The sequence below is a fragment of the Solimonas flava DSM 18980 genome (assembly GCF_000426685.1).
Taxonomy (GTDB): Bacteria; Pseudomonadota; Gammaproteobacteria; order Nevskiales; family Nevskiaceae; genus Solimonas; species Solimonas flava.
The window spans coordinates 158,264-183,942 of sequence record NZ_AUFV01000002.1; the positions used below are offsets into that span (position 1 = coordinate 158,264).

At 62.9% G+C, this 25,679-nt stretch carries 21 protein-coding genes; 9 read left to right on the plus strand and 12 right to left on the minus strand.

What is annotated here, in order from left to right; genetic code table 11:
- Positions 1 to 38: 38 nt before the first annotated feature.
- The 6 genes from K343_RS24320 to K343_RS0103455 all read left to right on the plus strand — a co-directional run bounded on the left by K343_RS24320 (position 39) and on the right by K343_RS0103455 (position 8,797).
- Positions 39 to 431, plus strand: coding sequence for a hypothetical protein (locus K343_RS24320; protein WP_143068869.1), 393 nt, complete (start codon positions 39 to 41; stop codon positions 429 to 431).
- Between the two features lie 92 nt (positions 432 to 523).
- On the plus strand, positions 524 to 805 hold the full coding sequence (locus K343_RS24735; protein WP_161628850.1) for a hypothetical protein: 282 nt from the start codon (positions 524 to 526) through the stop codon (positions 803 to 805).
- Positions 806 to 860: 55 nt separating this feature from the next.
- Positions 861 to 2,120 carry a TolC family protein gene (locus K343_RS0103440; RefSeq protein ID WP_028006866.1) on the plus strand — a complete coding sequence of 420 codons (1,260 nt, stop codon included), beginning with the start codon at positions 861 to 863 and terminating at the stop codon, positions 2,118 to 2,120.
- Complete coding sequence (locus K343_RS20805) at positions 2,117 to 3,511, plus strand: efflux RND transporter periplasmic adaptor subunit (RefSeq protein WP_051277907.1); 1,395 nt, start codon at positions 2,117 to 2,119, stop codon at positions 3,509 to 3,511. Before K343_RS0103440 ends, K343_RS20805 begins: the two co-directional genes overlap by 4 nt.
- On the plus strand, positions 3,508 to 6,645 hold the full coding sequence (locus K343_RS0103450) for an efflux RND transporter permease subunit (RefSeq protein WP_028006867.1): 3,138 nt from the start codon (positions 3,508 to 3,510) through the stop codon (positions 6,643 to 6,645). The genes K343_RS20805 and K343_RS0103450 overlap by 4 nt, the downstream gene beginning before the upstream one ends.
- Before the next feature lie 256 nt (positions 6,646 to 6,901).
- On the plus strand, positions 6,902 to 8,797 hold the full coding sequence (locus K343_RS0103455) for an FTR1 family protein (protein WP_051277964.1): 1,896 nt from the start codon (positions 6,902 to 6,904) through the stop codon (positions 8,795 to 8,797).
- A gap of 86 nt (positions 8,798 to 8,883) precedes the next feature.
- On the opposite strand, the gene K343_RS23825 is transcribed toward K343_RS0103455, so the two are convergent.
- The 7 genes from K343_RS23825 to K343_RS24325 form a co-directional block, all read right to left on the minus strand.
- Positions 8,884 to 9,417 (minus strand): DUF411 domain-containing protein, encoded by a 534-nt coding sequence (locus K343_RS23825; protein WP_161628851.1) that lies wholly within the window; start codon positions 9,415 to 9,417, stop codon positions 8,884 to 8,886.
- Between the two features lie 31 nt (positions 9,418 to 9,448).
- Entirely contained in the window at positions 9,449 to 11,641 is a 2,193-nt protein-coding gene (locus K343_RS20810; RefSeq protein WP_084615640.1) for a heavy metal translocating P-type ATPase, read from the minus strand.
- Between the two features lie 76 nt (positions 11,642 to 11,717).
- A complete protein-coding gene (locus K343_RS0103470) occupies positions 11,718 to 12,056 on the minus strand; it encodes a P-II family nitrogen regulator (protein ID WP_028006869.1) in 339 nt (112 codons plus the stop codon).
- Positions 12,057 to 12,114: 58 nt separating this feature from the next.
- Positions 12,115 to 15,252, minus strand: a complete 3,138-nt coding sequence (locus K343_RS0103475) for an efflux RND transporter permease subunit (protein ID WP_028006870.1) — start codon at positions 15,250 to 15,252, stop codon at positions 12,115 to 12,117.
- Positions 15,253 to 15,278: 26 nt separating this feature from the next.
- A complete protein-coding gene (locus K343_RS20815) occupies positions 15,279 to 16,256 on the minus strand; it encodes an efflux RND transporter periplasmic adaptor subunit (RefSeq protein ID WP_043112093.1) in 978 nt (325 codons plus the stop codon).
- A gap of 15 nt (positions 16,257 to 16,271) precedes the next feature.
- On the minus strand, positions 16,272 to 17,555 hold the full coding sequence (locus tag K343_RS20820; RefSeq protein WP_084615642.1) for a TolC family protein: 1,284 nt from the start codon (positions 17,553 to 17,555) through the stop codon (positions 16,272 to 16,274).
- An 89-nt stretch (positions 17,556 to 17,644) separates the two neighbouring features.
- Positions 17,645 to 18,040: a hypothetical protein gene (locus tag K343_RS24325; RefSeq protein ID WP_143068868.1), complete on the minus strand. Its 396-nt coding sequence runs from the start codon at positions 18,038 to 18,040 to the stop codon at positions 17,645 to 17,647.
- A 108-nt stretch (positions 18,041 to 18,148) separates the two neighbouring features.
- Between K343_RS24325 and cadR the strand changes: the two genes are divergently transcribed.
- On the plus strand, positions 18,149 to 18,604 hold the full coding sequence (gene cadR / locus K343_RS23830) for a Cd(II)/Pb(II)-responsive transcriptional regulator (RefSeq protein ID WP_084615644.1): 456 nt from the start codon (positions 18,149 to 18,151) through the stop codon (positions 18,602 to 18,604).
- Positions 18,605 to 18,686: 82 nt separating this feature from the next.
- Here cadR and K343_RS0103500 read toward each other — a convergent pair whose 3' ends face one another.
- The 4 genes from K343_RS0103500 to K343_RS23840 form a co-directional block, all read right to left on the minus strand.
- Positions 18,687 to 19,058, minus strand: coding sequence for a HipA N-terminal domain-containing protein (locus K343_RS0103500; RefSeq protein WP_028006872.1), 372 nt, complete (start codon positions 19,056 to 19,058; stop codon positions 18,687 to 18,689).
- Positions 19,058 to 19,435, minus strand: a complete 378-nt coding sequence (locus K343_RS24885) for a helix-turn-helix domain-containing protein (protein ID WP_177188878.1) — start codon at positions 19,433 to 19,435, stop codon at positions 19,058 to 19,060. The genes K343_RS0103500 and K343_RS24885 overlap by 1 nt, the downstream gene beginning before the upstream one ends.
- 368 nt (positions 19,436 to 19,803) lie before the next feature.
- A complete protein-coding gene (locus K343_RS24330) occupies positions 19,804 to 20,574 on the minus strand; it encodes a hypothetical protein (RefSeq protein ID WP_093283644.1) in 771 nt (256 codons plus the stop codon).
- The gene (locus K343_RS23840) at positions 20,574 to 21,485 is read right to left on the minus strand and encodes a helicase RepA family protein (protein ID WP_084615645.1); all 912 of its coding nucleotides are present in this window, start codon (positions 21,483 to 21,485) and stop codon (positions 20,574 to 20,576) included. The genes K343_RS24330 and K343_RS23840 overlap by 1 nt, the downstream gene beginning before the upstream one ends.
- An 82-nt stretch (positions 21,486 to 21,567) precedes the next feature.
- Between K343_RS23840 and K343_RS0103510 the strand changes: the two genes are divergently transcribed.
- Positions 21,568 to 21,903: a hypothetical protein gene (locus tag K343_RS0103510; protein WP_028006874.1), complete on the plus strand. Its 336-nt coding sequence runs from the start codon at positions 21,568 to 21,570 to the stop codon at positions 21,901 to 21,903.
- A gap of 493 nt (positions 21,904 to 22,396) precedes the next feature.
- Here K343_RS0103510 and K343_RS0103515 read toward each other — a convergent pair whose 3' ends face one another.
- A complete protein-coding gene (locus K343_RS0103515; RefSeq protein ID WP_028006875.1) occupies positions 22,397 to 22,987 on the minus strand; it encodes an LON peptidase substrate-binding domain-containing protein in 591 nt (196 codons plus the stop codon).
- A gap of 320 nt (positions 22,988 to 23,307) precedes the next feature.
- Between K343_RS0103515 and K343_RS0103520 the strand changes: the two genes are divergently transcribed.
- Positions 23,308 to 25,656, plus strand: a complete 2,349-nt coding sequence (locus K343_RS0103520; protein ID WP_028006876.1) for a Tex family protein — start codon at positions 23,308 to 23,310, stop codon at positions 25,654 to 25,656.
- Positions 25,657 to 25,679: the final 23 nt, after the last annotated feature.

Consider the following 25,679-nt stretch of genomic DNA (forward strand, 5'->3'; position numbering starts at 1 on the left):
CGCGCTTATCCCTACCTGTCCTCTCAATGCTTCGTCACTTGCTCGTGCTGCTGTTCATCGTCGCGAACCTGAGCGGTCAGGTCAGCGTGGCGTATGCCTGCGCGATGGGGGGCGGCGCACCGAAAGTGATGCGACATTGCTGCTGCAAGAAACCCGAAGTTCGGGCGGACTGTGATAAGGGCGCAATGGGCAAAGGTTGTTGCCAGACCGTCATTGATGTCTCGCCGGGTCCCGGCAATCAGGTCGGGCATGTGCAGGCCGAGTCCAAGCTGCCGGACCTGACGCCACAACTTCTGTCACCAGCGTTACTGCCGGCGTTGCTGTCGCTGGTACTCGAACCGGCTATTCCCGCTGAATTCCGGGAGGCGCAGCGAGGCTCTGCGCGCTATGGAACCGATCTCTATCTGCGTACGCAGAGACTGAGACTTTAAAACCCGCGTTTCGATCGGGGCGCCATGCCCCGCCTGTGGTTCGTCTGGCACTTCGCCAGCGCATCTACTCCCGTCGAAATACGAGGTGTCCCATGTCCAGCTTCCGTCTGTCGCGTGCCTTTGCCGGCACGCTCTTGCTTGTCTCCAGTGCACTGTCCTTTCAAGCCCAGGCACGCCCCAGCGATCCACTGTGGCATCCGCTCGCCAGCGTTCCGGCGAGTTCTGAAAAAACCTGTGGGCCCATCGTGAAACCGGCTTGGTTCGGTCCACGTGGTGGCGGTGTCGTCGTCGGCAATGAGGGGGCTTGCCCGAAGCCGAGCCATGTCATCGACCATTGGGTCGGACCGCGTGGCAACGTACCGGTCTACCGCTAACGCAAGGCTTGCGCGGCGCGGCATTTGCCGCGCCGCGCACCGCAGGGAGAGACACATGTTGGACTCACATCCGAGGCGATTCTGGTTCGCTTCCCTACTGACCATCGTGAGCACCGCGTATGCAGACGATTCCGCCCTCGTGCTGGATTTGCCTGCGGCGCAGATGCTGGCCATCACTCAACAACCGATGCTCGAAGCGCAGGTTGCAGCGATAAAAGCCGCGCGCGACGCAGCCGTCGCCGCTGCACAGCTTCCCGATCCGAAGCTAACCGGCGGAGTGTCGTCCTGGCCGATCGACGGACCTGATCGCTACTCGCTGCGGCGCGACGACTTCACAATGATCAACGTCGGCATCGAACAAGAGTTTCCGCTGGCCAGCAAGCGGCGCTTGCAGGGTGAGCGCGGCGAGCATGAAGCCGAGCTGGCTGAGCAAATGCTGTATGGAAGCCGCCTTGCTGTCGAACGCGATGCGGCGCTGGCGTGGATTGACGTGTGGCGGCAGGAACGCGCACTGGAACTGACCCGCGCTTCGTTGCGTGAAGCCGAGTTGCAGGCCAAAGCCACCGAGATCGCCTACACCACGTCGCGCGCTACACAAACCGACGTGTTGTCGGCTCGGATAACAGCCGGTCTGTTGCACGACGAGCTTGCCGCGCTGGAAGACGAGAGTCAGCTTGCGCGCAGCAAACTGTCGCGGTGGATCGGTGCCGCCGCTGCGCAGCGGCCATTATCTGATGATCTTCCGGCATGGGCGCCGCCACCGGCATTGCCGGATGCCGTGGCGCGGCTGCGCACGCATCCGCACCTCAACACAGAAGCGAAGCGTCTGGCGATCGCCGAGGATGAGGTGGCACTGGCCCGGCAGGCTTATAAGCCGGACTGGCGTGCGGGCCTTGCCTACGGCTACCGGCCGGACTTCTCCGATTACGTCAGCGTCAATGTTGCGATCGATCTGCCGGTGTTCACGAGCAATCGGCAGGACCGAAATCTCGGAGCCAAGCTTGCGGAACAAACCCAAGCCGAGCAGTCGCGTGAGGACATGTTCCGACAGGAGGAGGCTGACTTGCGGCTCAACTGGCTTGGCTGGCAGCGCCTGCAGACACGTATCGAGCAGTTCGATCGTGAAATTCTGCCGCAGAGCCAGCAGCGCATCAATGCGGCTTTGGCCTCCTGGCAGGTTGGTCAAGGCACGCTCGCTGCGGTCATCGATGCGCGACGCATGGCCTTGGACAACGGGATGAAACGCCTCGAACTCATGACCGCGGCCGCTCGCTATCGGGTGGCCTTGCAGTATTTCGCCGGAGACTCACCGTGAAGAACATTCTCGTGATCACAGCCGTCGCGCTGTTCAGCGCCGGAGCCGGCGCCTGGATGACCCAGCATCGCATGACCGGCTCTGCACCGGATACCTCGATGAAGCCGTCGAGCGATGGTCATGCCCAGCCGCATGCGCTTGTCCGGATGACCGATGCGCAGGGCAAGCCATATTACACCTGCCCGATGCATCCGCAGGTCCGTCAGGACAAGCCCGGCAATTGTCCTATCTGCGGCATGAAGCTGGTCGAGCGCGTGGATGCGCCGGCAGCGCCCGCTTCACAGGAGCGTCGCATCCTGTACTGGTACGACCCGATGATGCCGGATCAGCACTTCAAGGGTCCGGGCAAATCACCGATGAACATGGACTTGATCCCGAAGTACGCAGACGCTTCACCAGAGCGCAGTACCGGCGTCGTGGTTTCGATCGACCCGCGCATGGCGCAGAACCTCGGCATGCGCACCGCCACCGTGACGCGCAACGCAACCGGACAAGGCTTTAGCGCAGTAGGCAGTGTCGAGATCGACGAGACGCGGATCGTTGCCGTCGAAGCACGCGCGGCCGGCTGGGTCGAGGCGCTCGATGTGCGTGCTGTCGGGGAAACGGTGCATCGCGGTCAGCGACTTGCAGCACTCTATGCGCCGGAGATTCTGACTGCGCAGAAGGAGCTGCAGCTGGCGCGTCAAAGCGGAGACACCGCGCTAATTGATGGTGCGATGACCCGTCTTAAGCTACTAGGCGTTCCGGGCTCGGGAAGCGGCAACACGTCGCAGCGCGTTGCCATCATCGCCCCGAGCGCCGGCGTCGTCACTGAACTGATGGTGCGTGAAGGCGCGCAACTCGCGCCCGGTACACCGCTGATGAAACTCGCTGATCTGTCGCGCGTCTGGATCGTTGTACAGATTCCCGAGACGCAAGCTGCAGCGATCAAGCTTGGCAGCCGTGTCGAAGCCCGTCTGCGCGGCCTTCCGGATCGCCACTTCTCGGGAACGGTCGACTACATCTATCCAACACTCGATGTCTCGACACGCACGCTGCGTGCGCGACTGGGCTTCGACAACGCTGATGGTGCGCTCAAACCCGGCATGTATGCCGATGTGAGTGTCGCGGGTTCAGGTCGGAGCGATGTGTTGCTTGTCCCCAGCGAAGCAGTCATTCGCACCGGCACTCGCAATGTAGTCCTCCTTGCCGAGGATGCTGGGCGTTATCGGCCCGTCGCAGTGCAGTTGGGCGCCGAGCGCGGCAACCAGATCGAAGTGCTCGCGGGACTCGCTGATGGTGATCATGTCGTGGTTTCCGGCCAGTTCCTGATTGACTCGGAAGCCAGCTTGCTCGGTGCCTACAACCGCATGGGTGCCAGTTCGACAGCGAATGTGGAGCCTGCACCGTGATCGCACGACTCATTCACTGGTCCGTCCATAACCGCTTTCTCGTGCTGCTCGGTGCTGTCCTGCTGACGGCGGCTGGTCTGTATTCACTCAGTCGCACGCCGCTCGATGCATTGCCGGACCTTTCGGATACGCAGGTCATCGTGCGCACTGTCTATCCGGGGCAGGCGCCGCAAGTCGTCGAGGATCAAGTGACGTATCCGCTCACCACGACGCTGCTGTCCGTGCCCCACGCGAAGACGGTGCGCGGCTACTCGCTGTTCGGTGAATCGTTCGTCTATGTGCTCTTCGACGACAACGTCGATCTGTACTGGGCTCGCTCGCGCGTTCTGGAATACCTGTCTCAGGTGCAGGGCCGACTGCCGGCGCCGGCGCGATCGGCGCTGGGACCAGACGCGACCGGGGTCGGCTGGATTTATGAATACGCGCTTGTCGATCGAACAGGGAAGACGGATATCGCGCAGCTGCGTGCGCTACAAGACTGGTTTCTCAAGTACGAGTTGAAGACCGTCGAGAACGTCGCCGAGGTGGCGACGGTCGGCGGCTTCAATCGACAGTACCAGATCGTGCTCGACCCAGATCGGCTGCGCGCCTATCGCCTGAGTCTCGATACAGTCATGGCTGCCGTACAGGCAGCGAATGGTGAAGCGGGCGGCTCCGTGCTGGAACTCGCAGAAGCGGAGTACATGGTGCGCGCCCGCGGCTACCTGAAATCGCTCGACGATTTTCGCGTGATTCCGGTTGGTCTCGGCGACAACGGCACACCGATCCTGCTGCGCGATGTCGCCACGGTGCAGATCGGTCCGGAGACCCGACGAGGGATTGCCGAACTGGATGGTGAAGGCGAAGTGGTCGGCGGGGTCATCGTGCTGCGCTCGGGCGCCAACGCGCGTTCGACCATCGATGCGGTGAAAACGAAGCTCGCCATTCTCAAGGCCAGCCTGCCGGAAGGTGTCGAGATCGTCGAGACCTATGACCGTTCGGCGCTGATCGATCGAGCCGTCGACAACCTCTCGCATAAGTTGCTCGAAGAGTTTTTGGTCGTCGCAGTCGTCTGCGCACTGTTCCTCTGGCATCTGCGTTCGGCGCTGGTGGCGATCATCACGCTGCCGATCGGCATCCTGTCAGCCTTCATCGTCATGCACACGCAGGGCATCAACGCCAACATCATGTCGCTCGGCGGCATCGCGATCGCGATCGGCGCGATGGTCGATGCCGCTGTCGTGATGATCGAGAATGCGCACAAGAAGCTCGAAGCGTACCGACATACGAATGCTGGTTCTGATCCGAAAGGCACTACGCGACTACGGCTGATGGCCGAGGCTGCAGCGGAGGTCGGGCCGGCGCTTTTCTTCTCGTTACTGATCATCACGCTGAGCTTCGTGCCGGTGTTCACGCTGGAGGCACAGGAAGGGCGATTGTTCGCGCCGCTGGCCTATACCAAGACCTACGCCATGGCCGCGGCGGCGGGTCTGTCTGTGACTCTGATTCCGGTGCTGATGGTGGCGTTCATTCGCGGGCGGATCGTCGATGAGACGGTAAATCCGCTGAACCGCATGCTGATCGCGCTCTATCGTCCGCTGATCGACAAGGTTCTGACCTTTCCTAAGGCGACCTTGGCGCTGGCCGTTGCTATGGCACTGGCGACCGCGTGGCCGGCGATGCGCCTCGGCAGCGAATTCATGCCGCCGCTCGACGAGGGCGATCTGCTGTACATGCCGACCGCCCTGCCGGGCCTCGCGGTCGGAAAAGCGGCGGAAGTGCTGCAGCAGACCGATCGTATCCTCAAGACATTTCCTGAAGTCGAGCGTGTGTTCGGCAAGATCGGTCGCGCCGAGTCTGCGACCGATCCGGCTCCGCTGGAGATGGTCGAAACCACCGTGCGCCTGAAGCCGAAGTCGCAGTGGCGCGATGGCATGACCACCGAGCGGCTGATCGCCGACATGGATGCCGCACTGAAGATTCCGGGCATGGGCAACGTTTGGGTACAGCCAATCCGCAATCGCATCGACATGCTCGCAACCGGCATCAAGTCTCCGGTCGGCATCAAGATCGCGGGGCCGGACCTGAATGTGATCCAGCGCATCGGCAACGAGATCGAAGCGGTCGTCAAACGGGTTCCAGGCACAGTGTCGGCCTTCTCAGAGCGCGTTTCGGGCGGGCGCTACATTGAAGTCGTACCCGATCGCATCGCTGCCGCACGTCACGGCCTGAGCATTGCCGAGGTCCAGCGCGTCGTCAGTCTTGCGATCGGCGGTGAGAACATCGGTGAGACTGTCGAGGGCCTGCAGCGTTTTCCGATCAATCTGCGCTATCCCCGCGAACTGCGTGATTCGCTGCAGAAGCTGCGTGATCTACCGATCGTGACGGCACGTGGCGAAACCCTGACGCTCGGCAGCATTGCCAGCATTGCGATCACCGACGGGCCGCCAATGATCAAATCGGAGAACGCGCGCCCCAACGGCTGGATTTACGTCGATATCCGCGGTCGCGACCTGGGTGGCTACGTGGCTGATGCCAAGCAGGCGGTCGCTGCGCAAGTGAAGCTGCCGCCGGGCTATTCGGTCTCGTGGTCGGGACAGTTCGAATATCTGGAGCGTGCGACCCAGCGATTGAAGATCGTCGTGCCGTTCACGCTCGCCATCATTTTCCTGCTGCTGTATCTCACGTTCCGCAGCATCCGTTCCGCAGCGCTGATTATGACGACCCTGCCGTTCGCACTGATCGGCGGATTTTGGCTGATCTATGTGCTGGGCCATCACTTGTCGGTGGCCTCTGGCGTCGGCTTCATTGCCTTGTCTGGCGTGGCGGCGGAGTTCGGCGTGGTGATGCTGATCTATCTCGATAACGCCATCCGCGAGCGTCGTGAAAAAGGGCATATGCAGTCAGAGGCCGATCTTCGCGAAGCGCTGGTCGAAGGTGCCGTGTTGCGCGTACGTCCGAAGGCGATGACGGTTGCCGTCATCATCGCTGGCCTCGTGCCCTTGTTCATCGGCGCCGGCACTGGCAGCGAGGTCATGCAGCGGATCGCTGCGCCCATGGTTGGCGGCATGATTACGGCGCCGCTACTGTCGATGTTCGTGATTCCGGCGGCTTACCTATTGATTCACCGCCGCATGTTTCGAGCTGCACCATGACCGCCCTACCGCGTGCTTCGAACATGCCGGTCATCGCGCAGCGGGAGCATAGCCGTCGACCGGAAGCACTTGACCTTGAAGTCGCTATAGGGTGTTCAATCAGATCAAGCCCGGCATGTCACCGCGTTTACTTGTTGCTCCGATGCAGTCTGGAGCCTCACGGATCGCATTACCGCGTGACGGCAATGAATTACTTGAAGAAGCGCGTGCAGCCAACGACGTCAGCCGTTCCCCGTAAGGACTCTCCGTGACCTTGATGCTTCGCTATGTAGTGCTCGCGCTGCTGTGGCCACTGGCCGCAGCAGCGGCTGATGATGTCGATGTGAAGACGACCTGGCGCTTGCTTGATTACGTGTCCGTGGACTACCGCGGCGCTGTCGCTGCTGGTGTTGTGACGCGTGCCGAGGAGTACGCCGAGATGACGGACTTCGCGGCGACGATTCAACGCAACATTGAAGCCCTGCCGGCCGGCGCTGGTCGCAATGCGCTGCTGTCAGGCGCCACGCAGCTCCGGAACGCTATCGCTAAGCGTGACGATGCCGACCGGGTTGCCACGCTGGCACGCGATCTGGCCGGGCAGCTGTTGGCGGCATATCCGATCTCGTTGTCACCGAAACAGCCGCCAGATCTGGCTCTCGGGCGGCAGCTGTATGCCGAGCACTGCGCCGGCTGCCATGGTGCCAGCGGCCACGGCGATGGTCCTCTGGCCACGCAGCTCGAACCCAGACCGGTGGCTTTCAGCGACGCCACCCGCGCTCGCGAGCGCAGCCTTTTTGCCCTCTATCAGGTCGTCACGCAGGGGCTGGACGGAACGGCCATGCCCAGCTTCGCGCAGCTCACAGATGCCGATCGCTGGGCGCTGGTGTTCACCGCTGGTCAGTTCGCCTATCCGGCGACAGACGCAGGCAAGGCGCTCTGGAACGGCGATGCCGCACTACGGAGACTGCTCCCTGACATGGACGCCCTGACGACGCTGACGCCAGCTGCGCTGGCCAGCACGATTGGGGCCGAGCGCGCTGGTGCGTTGACAGCCTATCTGCGTCGGCATCCGGAAGCAGTCGTGCTCTCCGATAGTGGGGTGCTGCGGCTGGCACACGAGCGCTTGGCTGCATCTTTGCTTGCCTACCGCGAGGGTGACACTGCGGAGGCCTCGCGCTTGGCCGTGTCGGCCTATCTCGATGGTTTCGAGCCGGTCGAGCCGCAGCTCTCCGCGCGTGACGCTGGCTTGCTACGGAAGATCGAAGGTGAAATGACAGCCTTGCGATCAAAAATTGGCGCGGGTGTCAGCGCCGATGACATGGCGATCCAGATCGAGACGCTGCAGCGGTCTCTGGACGCAGCTGAAACTGCCTTGGGGACGCAATCGGGTGCTGCCTCGTCGTTCGCCGGTGCGTTCACCATCCTCCTGCGTGAGGGGCTGGAGGCCCTGCTGATCGTTGTAGCTATGATCGCGTTCCTGCGCAAAGCCCAGCGCACGGAAGCGCTGCCGTATGTCCACGCCGGCACGCTGGTCGCACTGGCTGGCGGCGTGGCCACTTGGGCAGTTGCGACTTATCTTGTTGCCATCAGTGGTGCCAGTCGAGAACTGACCGAGGGCACGGCCGCATTATTCGCCGCTACGGTGCTGCTGTTTGTCGGTATCTGGATGCATGGCAAGAGCCAAGCCGGCGCTTGGCAGCAGTACATCAAGGAAAAGGTCAGTGCGGCGCTATCTCGTCGCTCCGGCTGGGTTTTGTTCACACTGGCTTTCGTGGTGGTTTACCGGGAGGTCTTCGAGACCATTCTGTTCTATGTCGCACTTTGGACGCAGGGCAATCATCAAGCGGTGCTGTCTGGCGCCGGTGCCGCAGTTCTGGCGCTTGCCGCGTTTACTTGGTTGCTACTGCGCGCCTCCAAGCGCTTGCCGATCGGTCTGTTCTTCTCCATCAGCGCTGTTCTGATGGCAGTCCTGGCCGTCGTGTTGACCGGTAAGGGCATCGCGGCGCTGCAGGAAGCCAATATATTGTCATCGCGGTTACTGAACCTGCCGCGGCTGGAGCTTCTGGGCGTGTATCCGACGCTGCAAGGCGTATTGGCGCAGGCTGCCTGCCTTGCCATCCTTGGCGCTGGCTTTCTATACAACCGTAACGCAGGCCGCAAAAAACTCGCATGACGGCCGATCGAGCAATGTCAGCGCGGACACATCGGTGAGCGTGTGTGCAGTCTTTGAGTGGACAAAAGACCGCGCATCTTCAGCGCTCACCAACGTCTTGAATCTCCGCTGTCCCGGAGCAGCAGCACTGCGGAGTTTTCCTCGTCCTGAGAACCGGAGGCATGGCGGGTGACGTCGGCTTCGAGGGCGACACCTACCGCTGCCGGCCTTTGAGAGGCTAGACGCTGCAACATGCTTGCGGAAACATGGCCCTCTATGAAATAGGCCAAATACTTTCCGACATGGCATCCAGTGAACTGCTCCGGGGTATGCAGGGACCGGCGTATCGGATGCAGCGTCTCCGGTTCGAATTGCTCGACGACAAAGCCGGCTTCCTCTAATTGCCGAATCCACCGGCCAACGCAGGCACAGTCGTGGGTCCGGTAGACGGCGATCTGGCGTTCTGCCGGCACTGGGAAAATTCGATCCCATTGCAATGCAACACCGGCGATCATGGCGGTCATCAATGCGAATGCACAGATCAGCTTCAGCCGGAGGACCAATTGCCGTTGAGTACGATTGTGCTCGGCCTGCTGATCCCGGCGAGGCTTTGACGCACGTCGATCGGAACGTCGGCTCACGATTGCTTCGGCTTGAACGCAATGTTGCCCATCAGGAACGCTCTTGGCGAAGCAGGCGCAGCCCATTGGCGACTACCAGCAGGCTCGCACCCATGTCGGCAAACACCGCCATCCACATCGTCGCGCTGCCGAAAATCGCCATCAGCAGAAATACCGTCTTGATGCCCAGTGCGAGGCTGATGTTCTGCCAGAGCACGGAATGGGTTTTGCGCGAAAGACGAACCGCCTCCGGGATGCGCCGCAGATCGTCGTTCATGATGACGACGTCGGCAGCTTCCATCGCCGTATCGGTGCCGGCGGCGCCCATCGCGATGCCGATATCGGCCTTGGCCAAGGCTGGAGCGTCGTTGATCCCGTCGCCGGTCATGGCCGTTGCGCCGTAGCGTTGTTGGAGCGCTTCGATAGCGCTGAGCTTATCTTCGGGGAGCAGATTCCCACGCGCATCGGCGATGCCGGCGGCTTCTGCAATCGTGCGCGCCGTTGCCGGATTGTCACCGGTCAGCATCACCGGCGTGATGCCCAGCTCTTTTAGCTCAGAGATGGCCGCGCGTGAACTTTCCTTGATCGTATCGGCAACGGCGAAAAGCGCGAGCACTTGAGACTCCGATGCCAGCAACGTAACCGTGCGTCCTTGGTTCTCGTGTGCTTCAAGCTGCGCTTCGAGTTCCGGACTGCAGAGTCCGCGTTCTTCGATCAAGCGATGATTGCCGAGAACGTAGCTTGCCCCGTCTATGTTGCCCTGTACGCCACGTCCGGCAAGCGCGGTGAAATCACGTACGGAACCCGGCTTCATCTGGAGCCCTTCGGCGATTGCCTTCGATACCGGATGATCGGAACGTGCGGCCAAGCTCGCCGCCAGCATCAGGCGTGATGCCTCATCCGCCTTGCTGAAGCCTGCAAACTCCACCAGCTTCGGCTTGCCCTCGGTAATGGTGCCGGTTTTATCGAGTGCAATCGCCTTGAGCTTGCGTGCTTCCTCCAGATAGGTGCCGCCCTTGATCAGAATGCCGCTGCGTGCCGCGCGCGCCAGTGCGCTGACGACCGTGACCGGCGTGGAAATCACTAACGCGCAGGGACACGCAATGACCAGCAGCACCAGCGCCTTGTAGAGCGCCTGCATCCAGCTCCAGCCCATCAGGAAGGGCATGGCCAGTGCAACGGCGAGCGCCAAGACGAATACGGCTGGGGTGTAGATCGCGGCGAAGCGATCGACGAAGCGTTGCGTTGGCGCACGTGAGCCTTGCGCCTGCTCGACAGCGTGGATGATGCGTGCCAGCGTCGTGTTGCTGGCTGCGGCCGTCACGCGGAATTCGAGTTCGGCGGTCTGGTTAATCGTGCCAGCGAAGACGGCATCACCGATGGTCTTGTCGACGGGAATGCTTTCGCCGGTCACTGGTGCCTGATCGATCGCGCTCATGCCGGCGGTGACCACGCCATCAAGCGCAACGCGCTCACCGGGTCGGATGCGGACGATGGCATCAAGAGGGACTTCGGCCGCCGGTACGGCTTTCCAGCTACCGTCCGGCTGGCGTATCTCGGCCTGCTCGGGCGCCAGCGCCATCAGGCTTTGGATAGCGTTGCGAGCGCGATCGAGCGAGCGAGCCTCGATTAACTCAGCGATGGCGTAGAGCGCCATCACCATTGCCGCCTCCGGCCACTGACCAATCGCGAAGGCGCCGGTCACGGCGACGCTCATCAATGCGTTGATGTTCAGGCGCCCTCGAAGCAGCGAGCTGAATCCTTTCTTGTAGGTGTCCAGACCGGCGAGCCAGATCGCTGCGGCAGCCAATGCCATCTCGACCCCTTTTCCCACCACGCTGTCGCCACCCAGGAAGAAGGCAAGGCCCTCTGCCACGGTGGCGAGCAGCAAGGCGACGACGAGGCGTGGGAGCCCGCCAGGCGCCGCTTCTGCATCGCGAGAATCGCGACCGGAATCAGTGCTGCTTCCCGGCGGCGCGACAGGCTGCGGTTCAAAACCTGCGCGCCGGATCGCCGCCAGCGCTTCGGCGATAACCGATTCAGGCGCCGTCATGGCCAGCGTGCGGGTGCCAAGTTGAAACCGCAGCGCTTGAATGCCCGAAATCGACTCAAGTGCGCGCCGTATCTCAGCCTCCTCCGAGGCGCAGTCCATGGTCGGGATGCGAAACACCGTTGCGTTGCCCGGCACAACTTCTTGCGAAGATTCGGTCGTGCAGTTCTTGCACGTATCAGTTGAATGGTCCATTGAATATTCCGACCAGAAACCGTGAATAACGAGAAGACGCTCGTAGCAAGCAACGCGCGAAGGAAGACGGCAGCAGCTAAGGCGCGAGGTCTGACGGCCCGCCGATCGGCAATGCCTGCTCGACCGGGCTGACGTAGATGTATCCACAGACGTGCGCATGATGGCCAACGCGACCGACCGTCCGGATGATCGACGTCACCGCGTCTACTTCCTCATCCTCGACGACCAACGAGAGCCGCACCTCGGAAATCACCAAGCCTCCGGCGTCTGCGGTGTAGTCCCGTTCGTTTTCGGTGATGGGTTTGAGCATGCCCCTGACATCCTGCAGCGTCAGGTTGCGGTAGCCGGCATCCGCCAGCGCTTGAACCACGTCTGCAGCGCGGACGTGGTGGATAAATGCCTTGACCAGTTTCATGGTGAAACCTCCTTGAAAGAAGGCGGCGGCGCCAAGCGCCGCCGTAATTTGAGAGGGCCTATGCGGGCAGTTCTTCGGCAGTCACCGCAGCGCGCTTCGGCCGGTACGCCATGCGATAGAGCCCCGGCAGGATCAGCAGCGTTAGCAACGTCGACGAAAGAATGCCGCCAATGACGACTGTCGCCAGCGGGCGCTGCACTTCGGCACCGGTGCCGGTGTTGAGCGCCATCGGCAGGAACCCGAGCGCCGCTACGAGCGCGACCATCAAGATCGGCCGCAGACGCAGCATCGCGCCTTCGCGAATCGCCTCATCCACGGTATCGCCCTTGGCAAGCCGGTCGCGGAAGGCCGAGACCATGACGACACCGGTCAGGACTGCGACGCCAGACAACGTGATGAATCCGACGCCCGCGGTGATCGACAGCGGAATGCCGCGCAACCACAAGGCAATCACGCCACCGGTCAGGGCCAAGGGCACGCCACTGAAGACGAGGGTGGCGTCCTTGGCGGAGCCGAAGGTCATCATCAGCAAGGCGAAGATCATCACTAACGTCAACGGCACCAGTAGCGACAGACGCTGCGTAGCGGACTGCAACTGTTCGAATGTGCCGCCGTAGTCGAGCCAGTAGCCGGAGGGCAGCTTGACCTGCTGCGCAACCTTCTCACGCACCTCGGTGACGAAACCGCCGAGATCGCGGCCACGTACGTTTGCGGACACGACCAACCGGCGCTTGCCGTTCTCGCGACTGATCTGGTTCGGTCCCGGTGCGAGGTTCAGCGTGGCGACTTCACCGAGCGGCACGTAACCGCCCTCCGGCAGCCGTACCGGCAACCGCTCCAGCGCGCGCAGATCGCTGCGAAGATGCTCGGGCAGGCGCACGACCAGTGAGAAGCGCTGATCGCCTTCGAAGAGCTGTCCCGCTTCCTCGCCCCCCGTCGCGGCGGCGAGCGTGTCCTGCACGTCGGCGACGTTGAGTCCGTAGCGGTACAGCGCGGCGCGATTGGCGTCCACCGAGAGCACCGGCAGACCGGCGACCTGTTCGACCTTGACGCCTTCCGCGCCGGGCACGGTGTTGAGCACCTTGGCAATCGCATTGCCGGCTTTCAGTAGCTGGTCGAGGTCGTCGCCGTACACCTTGATGCCAAGGTCCGAACGCACGCCGGAAATCAGCTCATTGAAGCGCAGCTGGATGGGCTGACTGATTTCGTAGGCATTGCCGGGAATGCTCTCCAGGCGCTCCTCGATTTCCTTGGCCAACTGGGCCTTGGTCTTCTTCGGGTCTGGCCAGTCCTTACGCTCCTTGAGCATCACGTAGCCGTCGGAGATATTCGGCGGCATCGGGTCTGTGGCTACCTCTGCGGTGCCGACGCGTGCGAAGTACGTCTTCACCTCCGGCATGGCCTTGATCGCGTGCTCGATCTGGAACTGCATTTCCAGCGACTGCGATAGGCTTGTGCCGGGAATACGCAGGGCCTGTACCGCGATGTCGCCCTCGTCGAGGCTCGGAATGAACTCAGAGCCCATGCGCGACGCCAGTACGCCGCAGAGCAGCACCAGCATGACGGCACCAGCGAGGAAGGCCACGCGCAGCCGCAGCGCCGTTTCCAGCACCGGCGCATAGACGCGTTTTGCGGTGCGGACGATGAGGTTTTCCTTCTCTTCGATGTGCCCGCGCAACAACAGCGCGACGGCGGCCGGAACAAAGGTCAGCGACAGCGCGAGCGCCGCGAGCAGCGCCATGATCACGGCGAGCGCCATCGGGCGGAACATCTTGCCCTCGACGCCCGTCAGCGCGAGCAGCGGCAGATTGACGAGGATGACCACGAGCACGCTGACCAGACTTGGCGTGAACACTTCGCGTGTCGCGGTGAAGACGGCATGCAGGCGCTCGTCCAGCGTCAACAGACGCTTCTCGCGATGCTGGCGTTCGGCAAGGCGCAGGATGCAGTTCTCAACGATGATGACTGCGCCATCGACGATCAGGCCGAAGTCGAGCGCACCTAAACTCATGAGGTTGGCACTGACCTTCGTCTCCACCATGCTGGTCATCAGCATCAACATGGACAACGGAATGACCATCGCGGTCAGCAGTGCGGCGCGGACGTTTCCGAGCATCAGCAGCAACACGACAACGACCAGAACCGCACCTTCGAGCAGGTTCTTCTGTACGGTGGCGATGGTCTTGTCGACCAGCACGGTGCGGTCGTAGACCGGCTCGGCGGTCACACCTTCCGGTAAGGTCTTGTCGATCTCTGCGAGCTTGGCCGATACCGCGCTCGATACCGTGCGGCTGTTCTCGCCGATCAGCATGACAGCCGTACCGAGCACGGCCTCCTCGCCGTCGCGCGTGGCGGCGCCGGTGCGCAACTGTTTGCCGAAGCCGACCTCTGCGACGTCGCGTACGGTAATCGGGACGCCACTGCGGTGCGCGACGATGATGCGCTCAATCGCTGGAATGTCGGCGACCTGCCCCGGAGCACGGATCAGATACTGCTCGCCGTTCTTCTCGATGTAGCCGGCGCCAATATTGGCGTTGTTCTTTTCAAGCGCCTGCACCACATCGTCGAATGACAAGCCGTAAGCCAGCAAGCGCGCCGGATCGGGCGTCACATGGAACTGCTTCTCGAAGCCGCCGATGGTGTTGACCTCGGTCACGCCCGGCACTTGTCGAAGCTGTGGCCGGATCACCCAGTCCTGCAACGTACGCAGGGCGGTGGCATCCCAAGGCTGTCCGTTTGCCTGTCGCGCCTTTTCATCGGCGTGGACCGTGTAGAGGAAGATCTCGCCCAGACCCGTAGCAATCGGCCCCATCTGCGGCTCGATTCCCGAAGGCATCTGGCTCTTGGCCTGCTGCAGTCGCTCGTTGACGAGATTGCGAGCGAAGTAGATGTCGGTGTCATCGTCAAAGACGACCGTCACCTGAGACAGGCCGTACCGGGACATCGAGCGCGTGTATTCGAGATGCGGTAGACCCGCGATAGCTGTCTCGACGAGATAGGTAATGCGTTGCTCGACTTCGAGCGGTGAATAGCCCTCGGCTTGAGTATTGATTTGCACCTGAACATTGGTGATGTCCGGTACGGCGTCGATGGGTAGCCGCTGGTAGCTCCAGATGCCGGCCGCGACGATGCCGACAACAAGAAACATCACGACCCAGCGGCGCGCGATAGAAAAACGCAGGAGTGCGTCAATCATGGGAGTGCTCCGGATGTGAGGGCGCTTTAGTCTTCATGTGCGGCCTCGCCCTTACCGAGTTCGGCCTTGAGAATGAAGCTGTTGCGTGCCGCATAGCGTTCGCCGGCACGAAGACCACCGACGAGTTCGGTGTACTCGCTATCGTTACGGCCGAGCTGTACTGGGCGCGCCTCAAAACCCTCGCCCTCGCTGACAAAGACGACGCTGCGGTCTTCGAGGGTTTGCAACGCTGTGTTGCGTACGGCCAGCGGCACCTGCGTTTCGGCCAAGGTGACCTCGGCCGTTACATACAGGCCCGGGGCCCAGCGACGATCCGCATTGTCGAGCAGCACGCGTGCGGTCAGCGTCTGATTGCTGCTGCTGCCGAACGGTGCGACATAGACGACTTTGCCGTCGGTGGACATGCCCGTATCGTTGCTATGGACCTTCACTTGTTGGCCAACGTGCACCTTGGCCACGTCGCGCGGGAACAGCGACAGCTCGATCCAGACGGTCGACAGATCGGCCACGGTAAACAGCAGCTTGTCGCCGGTCTGCTCGCCGGGATTGGCATTCCGCGTGGTGACGACGCCTGCGAGCGGCGCAACAACCGCGTACGTCTGCAGGCTCTCATTGCTTTCTACCGTGGCGAGGGCTTCGCCCTGTCGCACGGTGTCGCCGACCTTCTTGTCGACGCTGCGGATCACACCGGGATAACGCGCGGCGACCTCGCGGACGCGCTCGGCGTTCGGTGCGATCACGCCGTACAGCGGCAGCGTCTCGCGAATGGACGCAGGCTGGGCTTCGGCCAATTCGATGCCGGCGGTCGCGATTTGCTCCGCCGTCAGTTTCAGTCCGCCGTGTTCATCCCCGTGGCCTTCTTCACCGTGACCGGCGGCCTCTTGGCTCTCGACTTGACCGGCTTCTGGAGACTTAGCGGGCGCATCGGCGGCCTGCGGCTCGGATCGGCCACAGGCGGTGAGCGTCAACAACAACATCGTTGCAGCAAACAGGTGGGTGTTCATGGTTCGGAATCTCGATTAGGGGTTCGTGCCAATAAGTGGAGCGTTCGTCAGCCTCTCGATTTCGGCACGCAGCACGTGGGCATCAGCCGCGGTTTCGATGAGGGTGCCCTGCAGGGCAAGGAACTCACGTTGCGCATCGACCAGTTCGAGGTAGCTGTAGCGCCCACGCTGGTAGGCATATTCGGTTTCCTTCAGCGCTTCCTCGGTTCGCGGCACGATGTCGCGAGACAGCGTCTCGGCCTCGGCGACGGTGCGGACGAGTTGGCGATGCAGCTCATAGAGCGTCGCTTCCGCCTTTACCTGCGCAACGCGGCGTTCGGCATCGACCAGCTCGCGATTGGCTTTGGCCTCGGCCACGAAGCTTTCTGCGCGACGGCCGCTGAACAGTGGAACCGACAGCGAGGCGACGAAGGCCTCATCCTTCGTGGCTTCCAGACGCCGGATGCCGGCGCCAAACGTGACATCGGGCCGGCGCTGGCTCACGGCAAGCCGAAGCTCGGCGTCACGTAAGCGGGCCTCGGAGGCAAACCGCAGCAGATCGGGATTCGACGACAGGCGCGCGACGAGCGTGGAGAACTCGCCGGGGTCTGGCAGCGTAAATAGGTTCGCCTGGACGTCGCCGATGACGCGACCGGCGATCATCGGCTGTGAGTCACCCCATGTCGCGGAGAGCTGCTTGCGTGCGCTGTCGAGTTCGGCGACGGCACGTCGTTCGTCGAGACGCGTTCGATCAAGCGCAATGCGCGCGCGGTCGAATTCGGCATGCGGCGACTTGGCCGCCTTGACGCGCATTTCCGATCCCTCGACCGTTTTCTGCGCCAGTTCGACGGCGCTACGGGCAAGCCGCAGCTGTTCCTGCCCGGCCGCCACAGCGATGAACCGGCGCGTGACCTCGGCCAGAACGTCGAGCTGGCGCGCTTGGCGCTCGATATCCAGCGAACCGCGCCCGGCCTGCGCCGCGCCCAAGCGCGCATCGCGCTTACCGCCTAGCTCAATGACCTGAGACAGCGCGAAAGTGTATTCGGCAGCATCGGTGCCTTTCGTCTCTCCCGAACCGAAGATGTTTTCGGCACCAAGAGAAACTTCCGGCGCGGGACGCAGCCCAGCCTGTTGGCTGCGTGCATCCTGCGCCTTGAACGCAAACGAAAAGGTCTGCAACTCGGGATTGCCGGCCAGCGCGGCATCGATCGCCTGACGCAAGGTGAGCGCCTGCGTAGGCTCTGCCGCCTGAGCGGAGAACATCGTGAACAGCAAAAGCATCGAACACGCGCGCAATGCGCGTGCGGGGTAAAGCCTCATGGAAACCTCCCGTCGGCACCGCGCTTGGAATGGCGGCGCCTGAATGGAGCCGCGCACCAGCAGCAGTGCGACGGCGAACGCTTAGGGAATCAGCGGGAGGTAAGAGGCGGCGGGCCGCGCAGCGGCGGCAGCAGAACGCGCGACGCGGACGGAGCAACCGGCGTCGAGGAGGGCGGAGTGAGGCGAATTGGCGTCCGCAGCAATGCCCAGAGCAGGAGTGCGGCGAGCAGTACAGGCGGAAAATCGAAGCCGGGCTGACTCGCCTTGAATAGCGCTTCATCCGACAGGGAAACGTCCTGATCCTGATGCGGGGCTGACACACCCGGTTCACTGCCGTGATGGATGCCGATGTCCAGCAGATGGATGCTGGCGGGCGGCTCATTGCCGTCAAAGCACAGGTGCAGATGAGCCCCTTCCACACGCAGCAGCAGCAGGACGCAGAGAAGCGTCAGCAGCCACGATTGGAGGCGGGGATCACGGATCATGTCGGCAAGGCTATCAGATCAGTATGAACTCGTACCCATAAGGGCTGGGCGTGCGCGGATTAAACACCCTGTAGTAACTTCAGGGTCAAGCGCTACTGGGAACCCCTCATGACCACTCTGAAAATCGGCGAACTGGCTCAGGCACTGGAAGTCCCCGTGGAGACCGTCCGGTATTACGAGCGTGAGCAACTGCTGCAAAAGCCAGCCCGCACTGGCGGCAACTATCGACTCTACACGCCGCAGGATCGGGAGCGGCTTGAATTCATCCTGCATTGCCGAGCGCTGGACATGACGCTTCAGGAAATCCGCCACCTGCTGAAGTTGCGGGACGATCCCGAACACGGTTGCGAAGAGGTCAATGCCCTTCTGGATGCGCACATCGAACATGTCGCAGACCGCATGCGAGTGTTGCGCCGACTGCAATCGGAGCTAAAGGCAATTCGAGCCCGCTGCGATACGCCGACTACAACCAAAGACTGTGGCGTACTCCGAGAGCTGTCAGCCGCGTCACCTACGCGGTCCACCTCGAAAAGTCACGTTGGGCGAACGCGCTGTGCGAACTGAAAAGAGCGCTTGAGTGCGTTGTGGGTTCAACCGCGCAAGCAGCTGCTAGAAGCTGCGCAGCTTCTATGGCAATGGGGTGCAGTTAGCTTGGCATTGGCTGCGCAACCCGCTGGCAATACGCACCACCCTGGGGCGGCAGGGTCAGCGAGCCCGCCGATTCACGGCCGAAGTGGGCGAGCAAGCCAAATGCATCGGCCTCTGGAACACCTGCGTCATTCGACAGCAGCGTGCGCAGCCCTTCTTCCGGAAGCAGGTTGTCGAAATACCACTGCACCGGCCGCTGGCTGGACCCGTCGCGATGAAGCAAGCTTCGCCGCGAAAGCGCGGGCGATAGATCGAACGCCTCGCCGCTGGCTTGCCATTCCGGGGCGTACTCAAACTCCCAGATGTCATCCTGTTCGCGTAGCTGGCCGACCCTATGGCCGCCCGCGAAAACTTCGAGGGCGCGCGCCATCAGCGCTTGTTCTCGCGCACGGAAGCTGTACCCGACTTGGCATCTTCCTGCCGCAGGCGGTTCAATACGGCTTCTACGTTATCGGGTACGTCTGCAGCCAGCCGAATCCCTAGTTCATCGAGCAGGCGAAGGACGTGGCCGATCTGTGCTGTTTCCTTGCCGCGTTCGACATGGCGCACGAACACGGGACCCGCCGTCGGCAAGTCGTCCATGCGGATTTTTCCCGCTTTCCGCGCGGCGCGGATCAGCAGACCCAGATCTTGTGTATTGGTAATGGGAACGCGCATAAAATCGATCACCTCTGATCGATTTTTGGCGCGCACGACACGCCTGTCAATAAAATCGATTCGCTCGAATCGATTGGCCTTCGTGCTCATGAGTATCGGCCGGAACGGAGGTCAATGATCGATCCGTCGGTTCGCCGTTTTTTGGCGAGCCGTCGGGCGGTCGTTGATCTCCGAGACGGTCAAAATAGCCTCGCCTCGGGAGCTGGGCAAATGGCCCAGCTCCCGAGCCTCACGGCGGCGAGTGTGGGGTGTGGGGCAAAGCCCCACGGTTTTGTTGGACTGGCAGGGGCATCCGCGATGCGGTAGCCCCTGCTGCTAGAGCAGTCTGTAGGACTGCTCTAGATGTTCTGAAGCGCCGGGCGGCTGCGGCACGCATCCGGGCGGGTACAGAACAGTCCGGGCGGATATGGAATGAGGTCGGGCGTCAACGGAACGCCGTGCCGTGAATCATATGGCCCTTAGTCTCCGGGACTGAAATCCACTAAGTTGATTCGATCCGAGAGGAGCGAGATGCCAAGTCGCGCGAGACCATCGGCGTCCCGGCGCAATTCATAGCGACGTTTTCTCAACGTTGCATCAGCCTGGGCGCCGCAGACAGCTTCAATCACAGTATCGATGTACCAACCTCCGGTTGGTTGCCGTTGCCGATGATGGGTGAGCAGCCATCGTGCAACCGCTTGTCCAATCCCTGTTGAGAGCCGCGCCACAAGGCCGGGGTCGTAGTACCGCCGGATGTCCTTGTCGAGGAATTCTTGAACGACTCGCCCCAGCTGAATCGTCCACCGAACTCGGCATTCACCGGCGAGAGCGCCGGTCAGGATTTCCCCATCAACGCGGTACCTTGCGATATCGTTGATGATGCCTCCAAGCGCTTGAACTCTTGGAGTGTAAATCTCCACGACAGCTTCTCGTAATTCTGTTGCCAATTGCCACATCTGCTGATGGCTGTAGCGATCCGAAAGTACCCGCCGCAGCTGCGACGCATCGACATCAATGACGTGAGCTTCGATCTCCTTCGTTTGGGGATTCCTATGCGGCTTTGCATGCCGCAAGATGCCTTCATAGAGGTCGGCATGTCGTTGTCCCAATCGGCCGGAAACGATCAGGCGGCCATGCTCAGTTTCGATGGTGGCTTTGTTGAGACGCTGAGGCCGGATGGTGGCTTGGAACATCCGCACTCTGGCCGGCACTGCCGTGGTCGTCGGATTCCGTTCGCGCAGCGCTGCCATCAAGTGCCTCGTGATGCGGTGCGATACTTTTCCGATCGCATGGCAATGTCGAGGGCGGACGGCTCTCTGCCGCTGTGATGCTTAACCCGTCGTTTTCCTGAGCTTGCTTTCAGCTGCAGGTTTGGATCAGGTAGTAAGACCCCGCCCGGATGCCGGCGCAGCCATTTTTCAGCGGTTGGCGCGCCATAGTTCACTTTCGAAAGCCCGAACTTTACGAAGTGCCCGCGTTGCTCAGGATCAACGTCGAGTTCCTTTGCAGTCTCTGCGGTCATTCCGATCAGATAGGCCTGCCATCGGATGTTATCGGTCAAAACTGACGCACCGCGGCTGGCCTGCTGCTGATCGCCATGTCCGTTCAGGGCTGCGGCCTTGGCAGCGTGATGCAGAAAGATGATCGTGCAGCCGGACTCGGCTGCGATGGCTTCAAGTCTGGCAACAACTTCCGCCATCTCCCCTGAGTGATTTTCATCGGCACGGTGGAATCGCCGCAGCGTGTCGATCACCAACAGGCGACGGCCATCAGCAACCTTGCGAATCTCGCTGCGCCAGTGGTCATCATTCAGGTCGGGCATCGTCCCAACAAGCGGATGAATCGAAATCCGTTCGCGGGCCATTTCGTACTGCTCCGCAGTCAGATGCGACTTGAGTGCGTGCAGTCGATGTTGAATCGCGATGTCCGGGTCTTCCGCCGGCATATATGTGACCGGTCCCGTACCCCATTCGCCGCCGAGCCCAATCAAATCGTTCGCGCTGGCGACCAACAGCAACAGCTGCAGGATCAGCATCGACTTGCCCATGCCACCCGGAGAAACAAGAGCCCCGACTGTTCCAGCCAGCAGGCCTGGCAGCACGTAGTCGAGGGGTGGCGGTGATTCATCCCAATCTGGCCACTGCAGTGAGCGAAGCGTCATGGCGTGCCCAATCTGCTTACTTGGCCACAGCTTTTCGCCCTTTGGCGAAAGCATGTGCTATCCGTTCTTTTGACCGGCCTGCGTGCGGTTTCTCTTCGGCGCGCGGCTGGTTTCCCGGTTCGACCGGATCGGCTGGCTGCTGATTGAGAGAAAGTTGAACGCGTTCTTCGATCTCGACCAGATAGCGGCGCAGGCTATCGACATGAACCTGGAGCCGTCCGCGGTTGCCGCCCATCTTCACTACTGCGAACGCAAGCGGTGCGGGGGAGCGCGGATGCGCGCGATTTCTAATCGTCTGTGGTGCGAGTCCCACGAGATGGGCGACTGCCCCGACGGGGACGAACGCTCGCCCCGCCGCGATTTCGGCAAGAAGAGCAAGAGATGTGGGAGTTGGCGGCGACTGCATATAGGCACCTGACAGTGATCCCCGACGTGCGGGAAGAGGCGTTGTCTTTCACTGTCCTGTGCCGCTGCTCACTGAGCCGCGACGCCCTCAATCTGCCATAGCTCCCGTTGCTATACAACTCGATTGTTCCGGGACTTGCGGCTCACTGTGAGATAACGACTTTCTCTTCCTGGCCGCCCTGAAATTACCGGCGCTCCCGGTTGTCCTGCGCATCCCGAATGGTTGCAATTTTGGTTGCAGGATCGTTGCTCAAACACGGGATGGGCGGTACCATAGGGACGTAGCAATCACTCCTAAGTCTTTGTTTTATTGTCGGAGTGAGGCTGAACGATTATGTTCTGGTAAGACGTGGAAAGCGTTCGCAATGCGAAGGTCGAGGGTTCGATCCCCTTCCGCTCCACCACTCGAATGAAAAAGCCGCTGCTCGTCAGCGGCTTTTTTTGTGGTCCGAGCGAACCGCGGCGGGCCTCGCCGATTCGCATGGCCGCGATGCGGGCCGCCGCCGCTAGGTGTCGCGCAGTTCCTGCAGGGCGCGCTCGACGGCGGCGAGCCGCTGCAACGGATCCGGCAGTTCCAGCAGTGCCTGCTGGCGTTCCGGCACGATCGGCAGCACCTCGGCGAGGCGGTAGGCGACCCAGTCGGCATCGTCGAGGCGCTGCGGCTGCGGGAAGCGTTCGGCGCCGAGATCCTCGATCAGCTTCAGCAGCAGCGAGCCGAGGGGCGCCTGCGCTTTCGGCAGCGGCGTCGGCGCGGGCGGATCGCGCAGTTCGACGTCGGCGACGATCAATCCGTCCTGCTGCGTGCGCCGGTCGACGATGCGGAACGGCGAGACGCCCTGGGCGACGATCGTGAACAGGCCGGGCGAGGGCACCTGCCATTCGGCGATGCGTGCCGTGCAGCCGATTTCGCAGGGGATCGCCGGACGGCCGACCTCGAAGCCGGCGCGGATCAGCGCGACGCCGAACGGCGCATCGTCGCGCAGGCAGGCCTTGGTCATGTCGACGTAGCGCGGCTCGAAGATGCGCAGCGGCAGGCGGCCATCCGGATAGAGCACGGTGCCCAGCGGGAAGATCGGGATCTGCAGCGTCGTCGTCATGGCACGCGTCGTTCTCCGGGCTGCCATCATCGCACCGCGGCGCGGCACTGCAAGCCGGCGTGTCCGCTGGCGGACCGATGCGATCGGCCCGGCGTTTGAGCCGCCCGGCGCCCGGTGGGTAGAATCCGGCGGCGACGCGGCCCCGCGTCCACAAAAGAACGAACGACCGCCGATCGAGGAATCCCGGCGGACGCGGGCGACGAGGCCCCGTCCACCATCAGTGACCGACGCCTGCCGCCGCGACGCGGCCCATCGAAACCTTTTCCCGCCCCGGTGCCGCTGCCGGCCGCCACGTGCGTCCCGCCCCCGCGCCGCCACGAATGCCCTTCATGTCCATCCAAGACCGCATTGCCCTGAAGATCGCCGGCGAGATCGCCGCCCAGCCGCGCCAGGTCGCCGCCGCCGTCGAACTGCTCGACGAGGGCGCGACCGTGCCGTTCATCGCCCGCTACCGCAAGGAAGCGACCGGCGGCCTCGACGATACGCAGCTGCGCCTGCTCGAGGAGCGGCTGGCCTATCTGCGCGAGCTGGAGGCGCGGCGGCAGACGGTGCTGGAATCGATTCGCGCGCAGGGCAAGTTGAGCGAGGAGCTGGAGGGCAAGATCGCCGCGATCGAAACCAAGGCCGAGCTCGAAGATCTCTATCTGCCGTACAAGCCCAAGCGCCGCACGCGCGCCGAGATCGCGCGCGAGAAGGGGCTCGGGCCGCTGGCCGACGCGCTGTTCGACGATCGTGCGCTGGTCCCCGAGCAGGCCGCCGCCGCCTATCTCGGCGAGCAGGTGCCGGACGTGAAGAGCGCCCTCGACGGCGCGCGCGACATCCTGATGGAGCGCTTCGCCGAGAACGCCGAACTGCTCGGGCGGCTGCGTCAGTACCTGAAGGACCATGCGCAGCTGCGCGCGCGGGTCGTCGACGGCAAGCAGGAGGCCGGCGCCAAGTTCTCCGACTACTTCGATCATCGCGAGCGCTGGGCCAGCGTGCCGAGCCATCGCGCGCTGGCGATGCTGCGCGGCCGCAACGAGGAAGTGCTGATGCTGGAGATCGAGATCGACGCCGACGACGCGTCGCCGGTCAAGCCGGCCGAGAAGATGGTCGCCGAAGCCTTTGGCATTCCGCTGCAGGGCGTTGCCGCGGACGCCTGGCTGCTGGAGGTCGCGCGCTGGACCTGGCGTGTGAAGCTGCAGTTCTCGCTGTCGCTCGATCTGATGATGGACATGCGCGAGCGCGCCGAGGAGGAGGCGATTCGCGTGTTCGCGCGCAACCTCAAGGATCTGCTGCTGGCGGCGCCGGCCGGTTCGCGGTCGACGATGGGCCTCGATCCCGGCATTCGCACCGGCGTCAAGGTCGCCGTCGTCGACGGCACCGGCAAGCTCGTCGAGACGGCCACGGTCTATCCGTTCCAGCCGCGCAACGATGTGCGCGGCGCACAGGCCGAGTTGGCGAAGCTGATCGCCCGACACCAGGTCGAGCTGATCGCGATCGGCAACGGTACCGCCTCGCGCGAGACCGACAAGCTGGTGTCCGAACTGCTCGCGGCGCTGCCGGCGCCAAAGCCGATCAAGATCGTCGTCAGCGAGGCCGGCGCCTCGGTCTACTCCGCGTCGGCGACCGCGGCGGCCGAGTTCCCCGATCTCGATGTCTCGCTGCGTGGCGCGGTGTCGATCGCGCGCCGCCTGCAGGATCCGCTCGCCGAGCTGGTGAAGATCGAGCCCAAGTCGATCGGCGTCGGCCAGTACCAGCACGATGTCGACCAGCATCGGCTCGCCAAGGCGCTCGATGCCGTCGTCGAGGATGCGGTCAACGCGGTCGGCGTCGATCTCAATACCGCATCGGCTTCATTGCTCGCGCGCGTCTCCGGTCTGGGCGCTTCGCTCGCCGAGGCGGTCGTCCAGCATCGCAACCAGGTCGGGCCGTTCCGGACGCGCAAGGCCCTGCTCGAGGTCGCCCGGCTCGGGCCGAAGACCTTCGAACAGTGCGCCGGCTTCCTGCGCATCCGCGACGGCGACGAGCCGCTCGATGCCTCGGCCGTGCACCCGGAGGCCTACGAAGTCGCCGCGCGGATCGTCGCCGCCTGCGGTCGCGACGTGCGTACGCTGATGGGCGACAGTAAGGCGCTCAAGGCGCTGGACCCGCGCGTGTTCGCCGACGACAAGTTCGGCCTGCCGACGGTGCGCGACATCATCGGCGAGCTGGAGAAGCCCGGTCGCGATCCGCGTCCCGGCTTCAAGACCGCGAGCTTCCTCGACGACGTGCACGAGATCGCCGACCTCAAGCCGGGCATGGTGCTCGAAGGCACGGTGACCAACGTCGCCGCGTTCGGTGCCTTCGTCGACATCGGCGTGCACCAGGACGGGCTCGTGCACGTTTCGCAGCTCGCCGACCGCTTCGTCAAGGACCCGCACGAGGTAGTGAAGGCCGGCGACGTCGTCAAGGTGCGCGTCGTCGACGTCGACGCCAAACGCAAGCGCATCGCGCTGTCGATGAAGAAAGATGACGGCAGCGCTGCGCGTCAGCCCGGTCCGCGCGGCGACGCGCCGCGCGGCCGCGACCGTGGTCAGAACGATGGGCGCAATGCGCGCGGCGGCAACAGCCGTCCGCCGCAGGCGGCCGCCAAGCCGCAGCAGGGTTCGCTTGGCGCCGCGCTGCTGGAAGCGATGAAGCGCAAATAAACGCGGGGTAGATGCTTCCGTGC

Coding starts and splice junctions, on each gene's coding strand:
- K343_RS24735 (WP_161628850.1), top strand. CDS start 524: ATGTCCAGCTTCCGTCTGTCGCGTGCCTTTGCCGGCACGCTCTTGCTT.
- K343_RS0103440 (WP_028006866.1), top strand. CDS start 861: ATGTTGGACTCACATCCGAGGCGATTCTGGTTCGCTTCCCTACTGACC.
- K343_RS0103455 (WP_051277964.1), top strand. CDS start 6,902: ATGCTTCGCTATGTAGTGCTCGCGCTGCTGTGGCCACTGGCCGCAGCA.
- K343_RS20810 (WP_084615640.1), bottom strand. CDS start 11,641: ATGGACCATTCAACTGATACGTGCAAGAACTGCACGACCGAATCTTCG.
- K343_RS0103470 (WP_028006869.1), bottom strand. CDS start 12,056: ATGAAACTGGTCAAGGCATTTATCCACCACGTCCGCGCTGCAGACGTG.
- K343_RS0103475 (WP_028006870.1), bottom strand. CDS start 15,252: ATGATTGACGCACTCCTGCGTTTTTCTATCGCGCGCCGCTGGGTCGTG.
- K343_RS20815 (WP_043112093.1), bottom strand. CDS start 16,256: ATGAACACCCACCTGTTTGCTGCAACGATGTTGTTGTTGACGCTCACC.
- K343_RS20820 (WP_084615642.1), bottom strand. CDS start 17,555: ATGAGGCTTTACCCCGCACGCGCATTGCGCGCGTGTTCGATGCTTTTG.
- K343_RS24325 (WP_143068868.1), bottom strand. CDS start 18,040: ATGATCCGTGATCCCCGCCTCCAATCGTGGCTGCTGACGCTTCTCTGC.
- cadR (WP_084615644.1), top strand. CDS start 18,149: ATGACCACTCTGAAAATCGGCGAACTGGCTCAGGCACTGGAAGTCCCC.
- K343_RS0103500 (WP_028006872.1), bottom strand. CDS start 19,058: ATGGCGCGCGCCCTCGAAGTTTTCGCGGGCGGCCATAGGGTCGGCCAG.
- K343_RS24885 (WP_177188878.1), bottom strand. CDS start 19,435: ATGAGCACGAAGGCCAATCGATTCGAGCGAATCGATTTTATTGACAGG.
- K343_RS24330 (WP_093283644.1), bottom strand. CDS start 20,574: ATGGCAGCGCTGCGCGAACGGAATCCGACGACCACGGCAGTGCCGGCC.
- K343_RS23840 (WP_084615645.1), bottom strand. CDS start 21,485: ATGACGCTTCGCTCACTGCAGTGGCCAGATTGGGATGAATCACCGCCA.
- K343_RS0103515 (WP_028006875.1), bottom strand. CDS start 22,987: ATGACGACGACGCTGCAGATCCCGATCTTCCCGCTGGGCACCGTGCTC.
- K343_RS0103520 (WP_028006876.1), top strand. CDS start 23,308: ATGCCCTTCATGTCCATCCAAGACCGCATTGCCCTGAAGATCGCCGGC.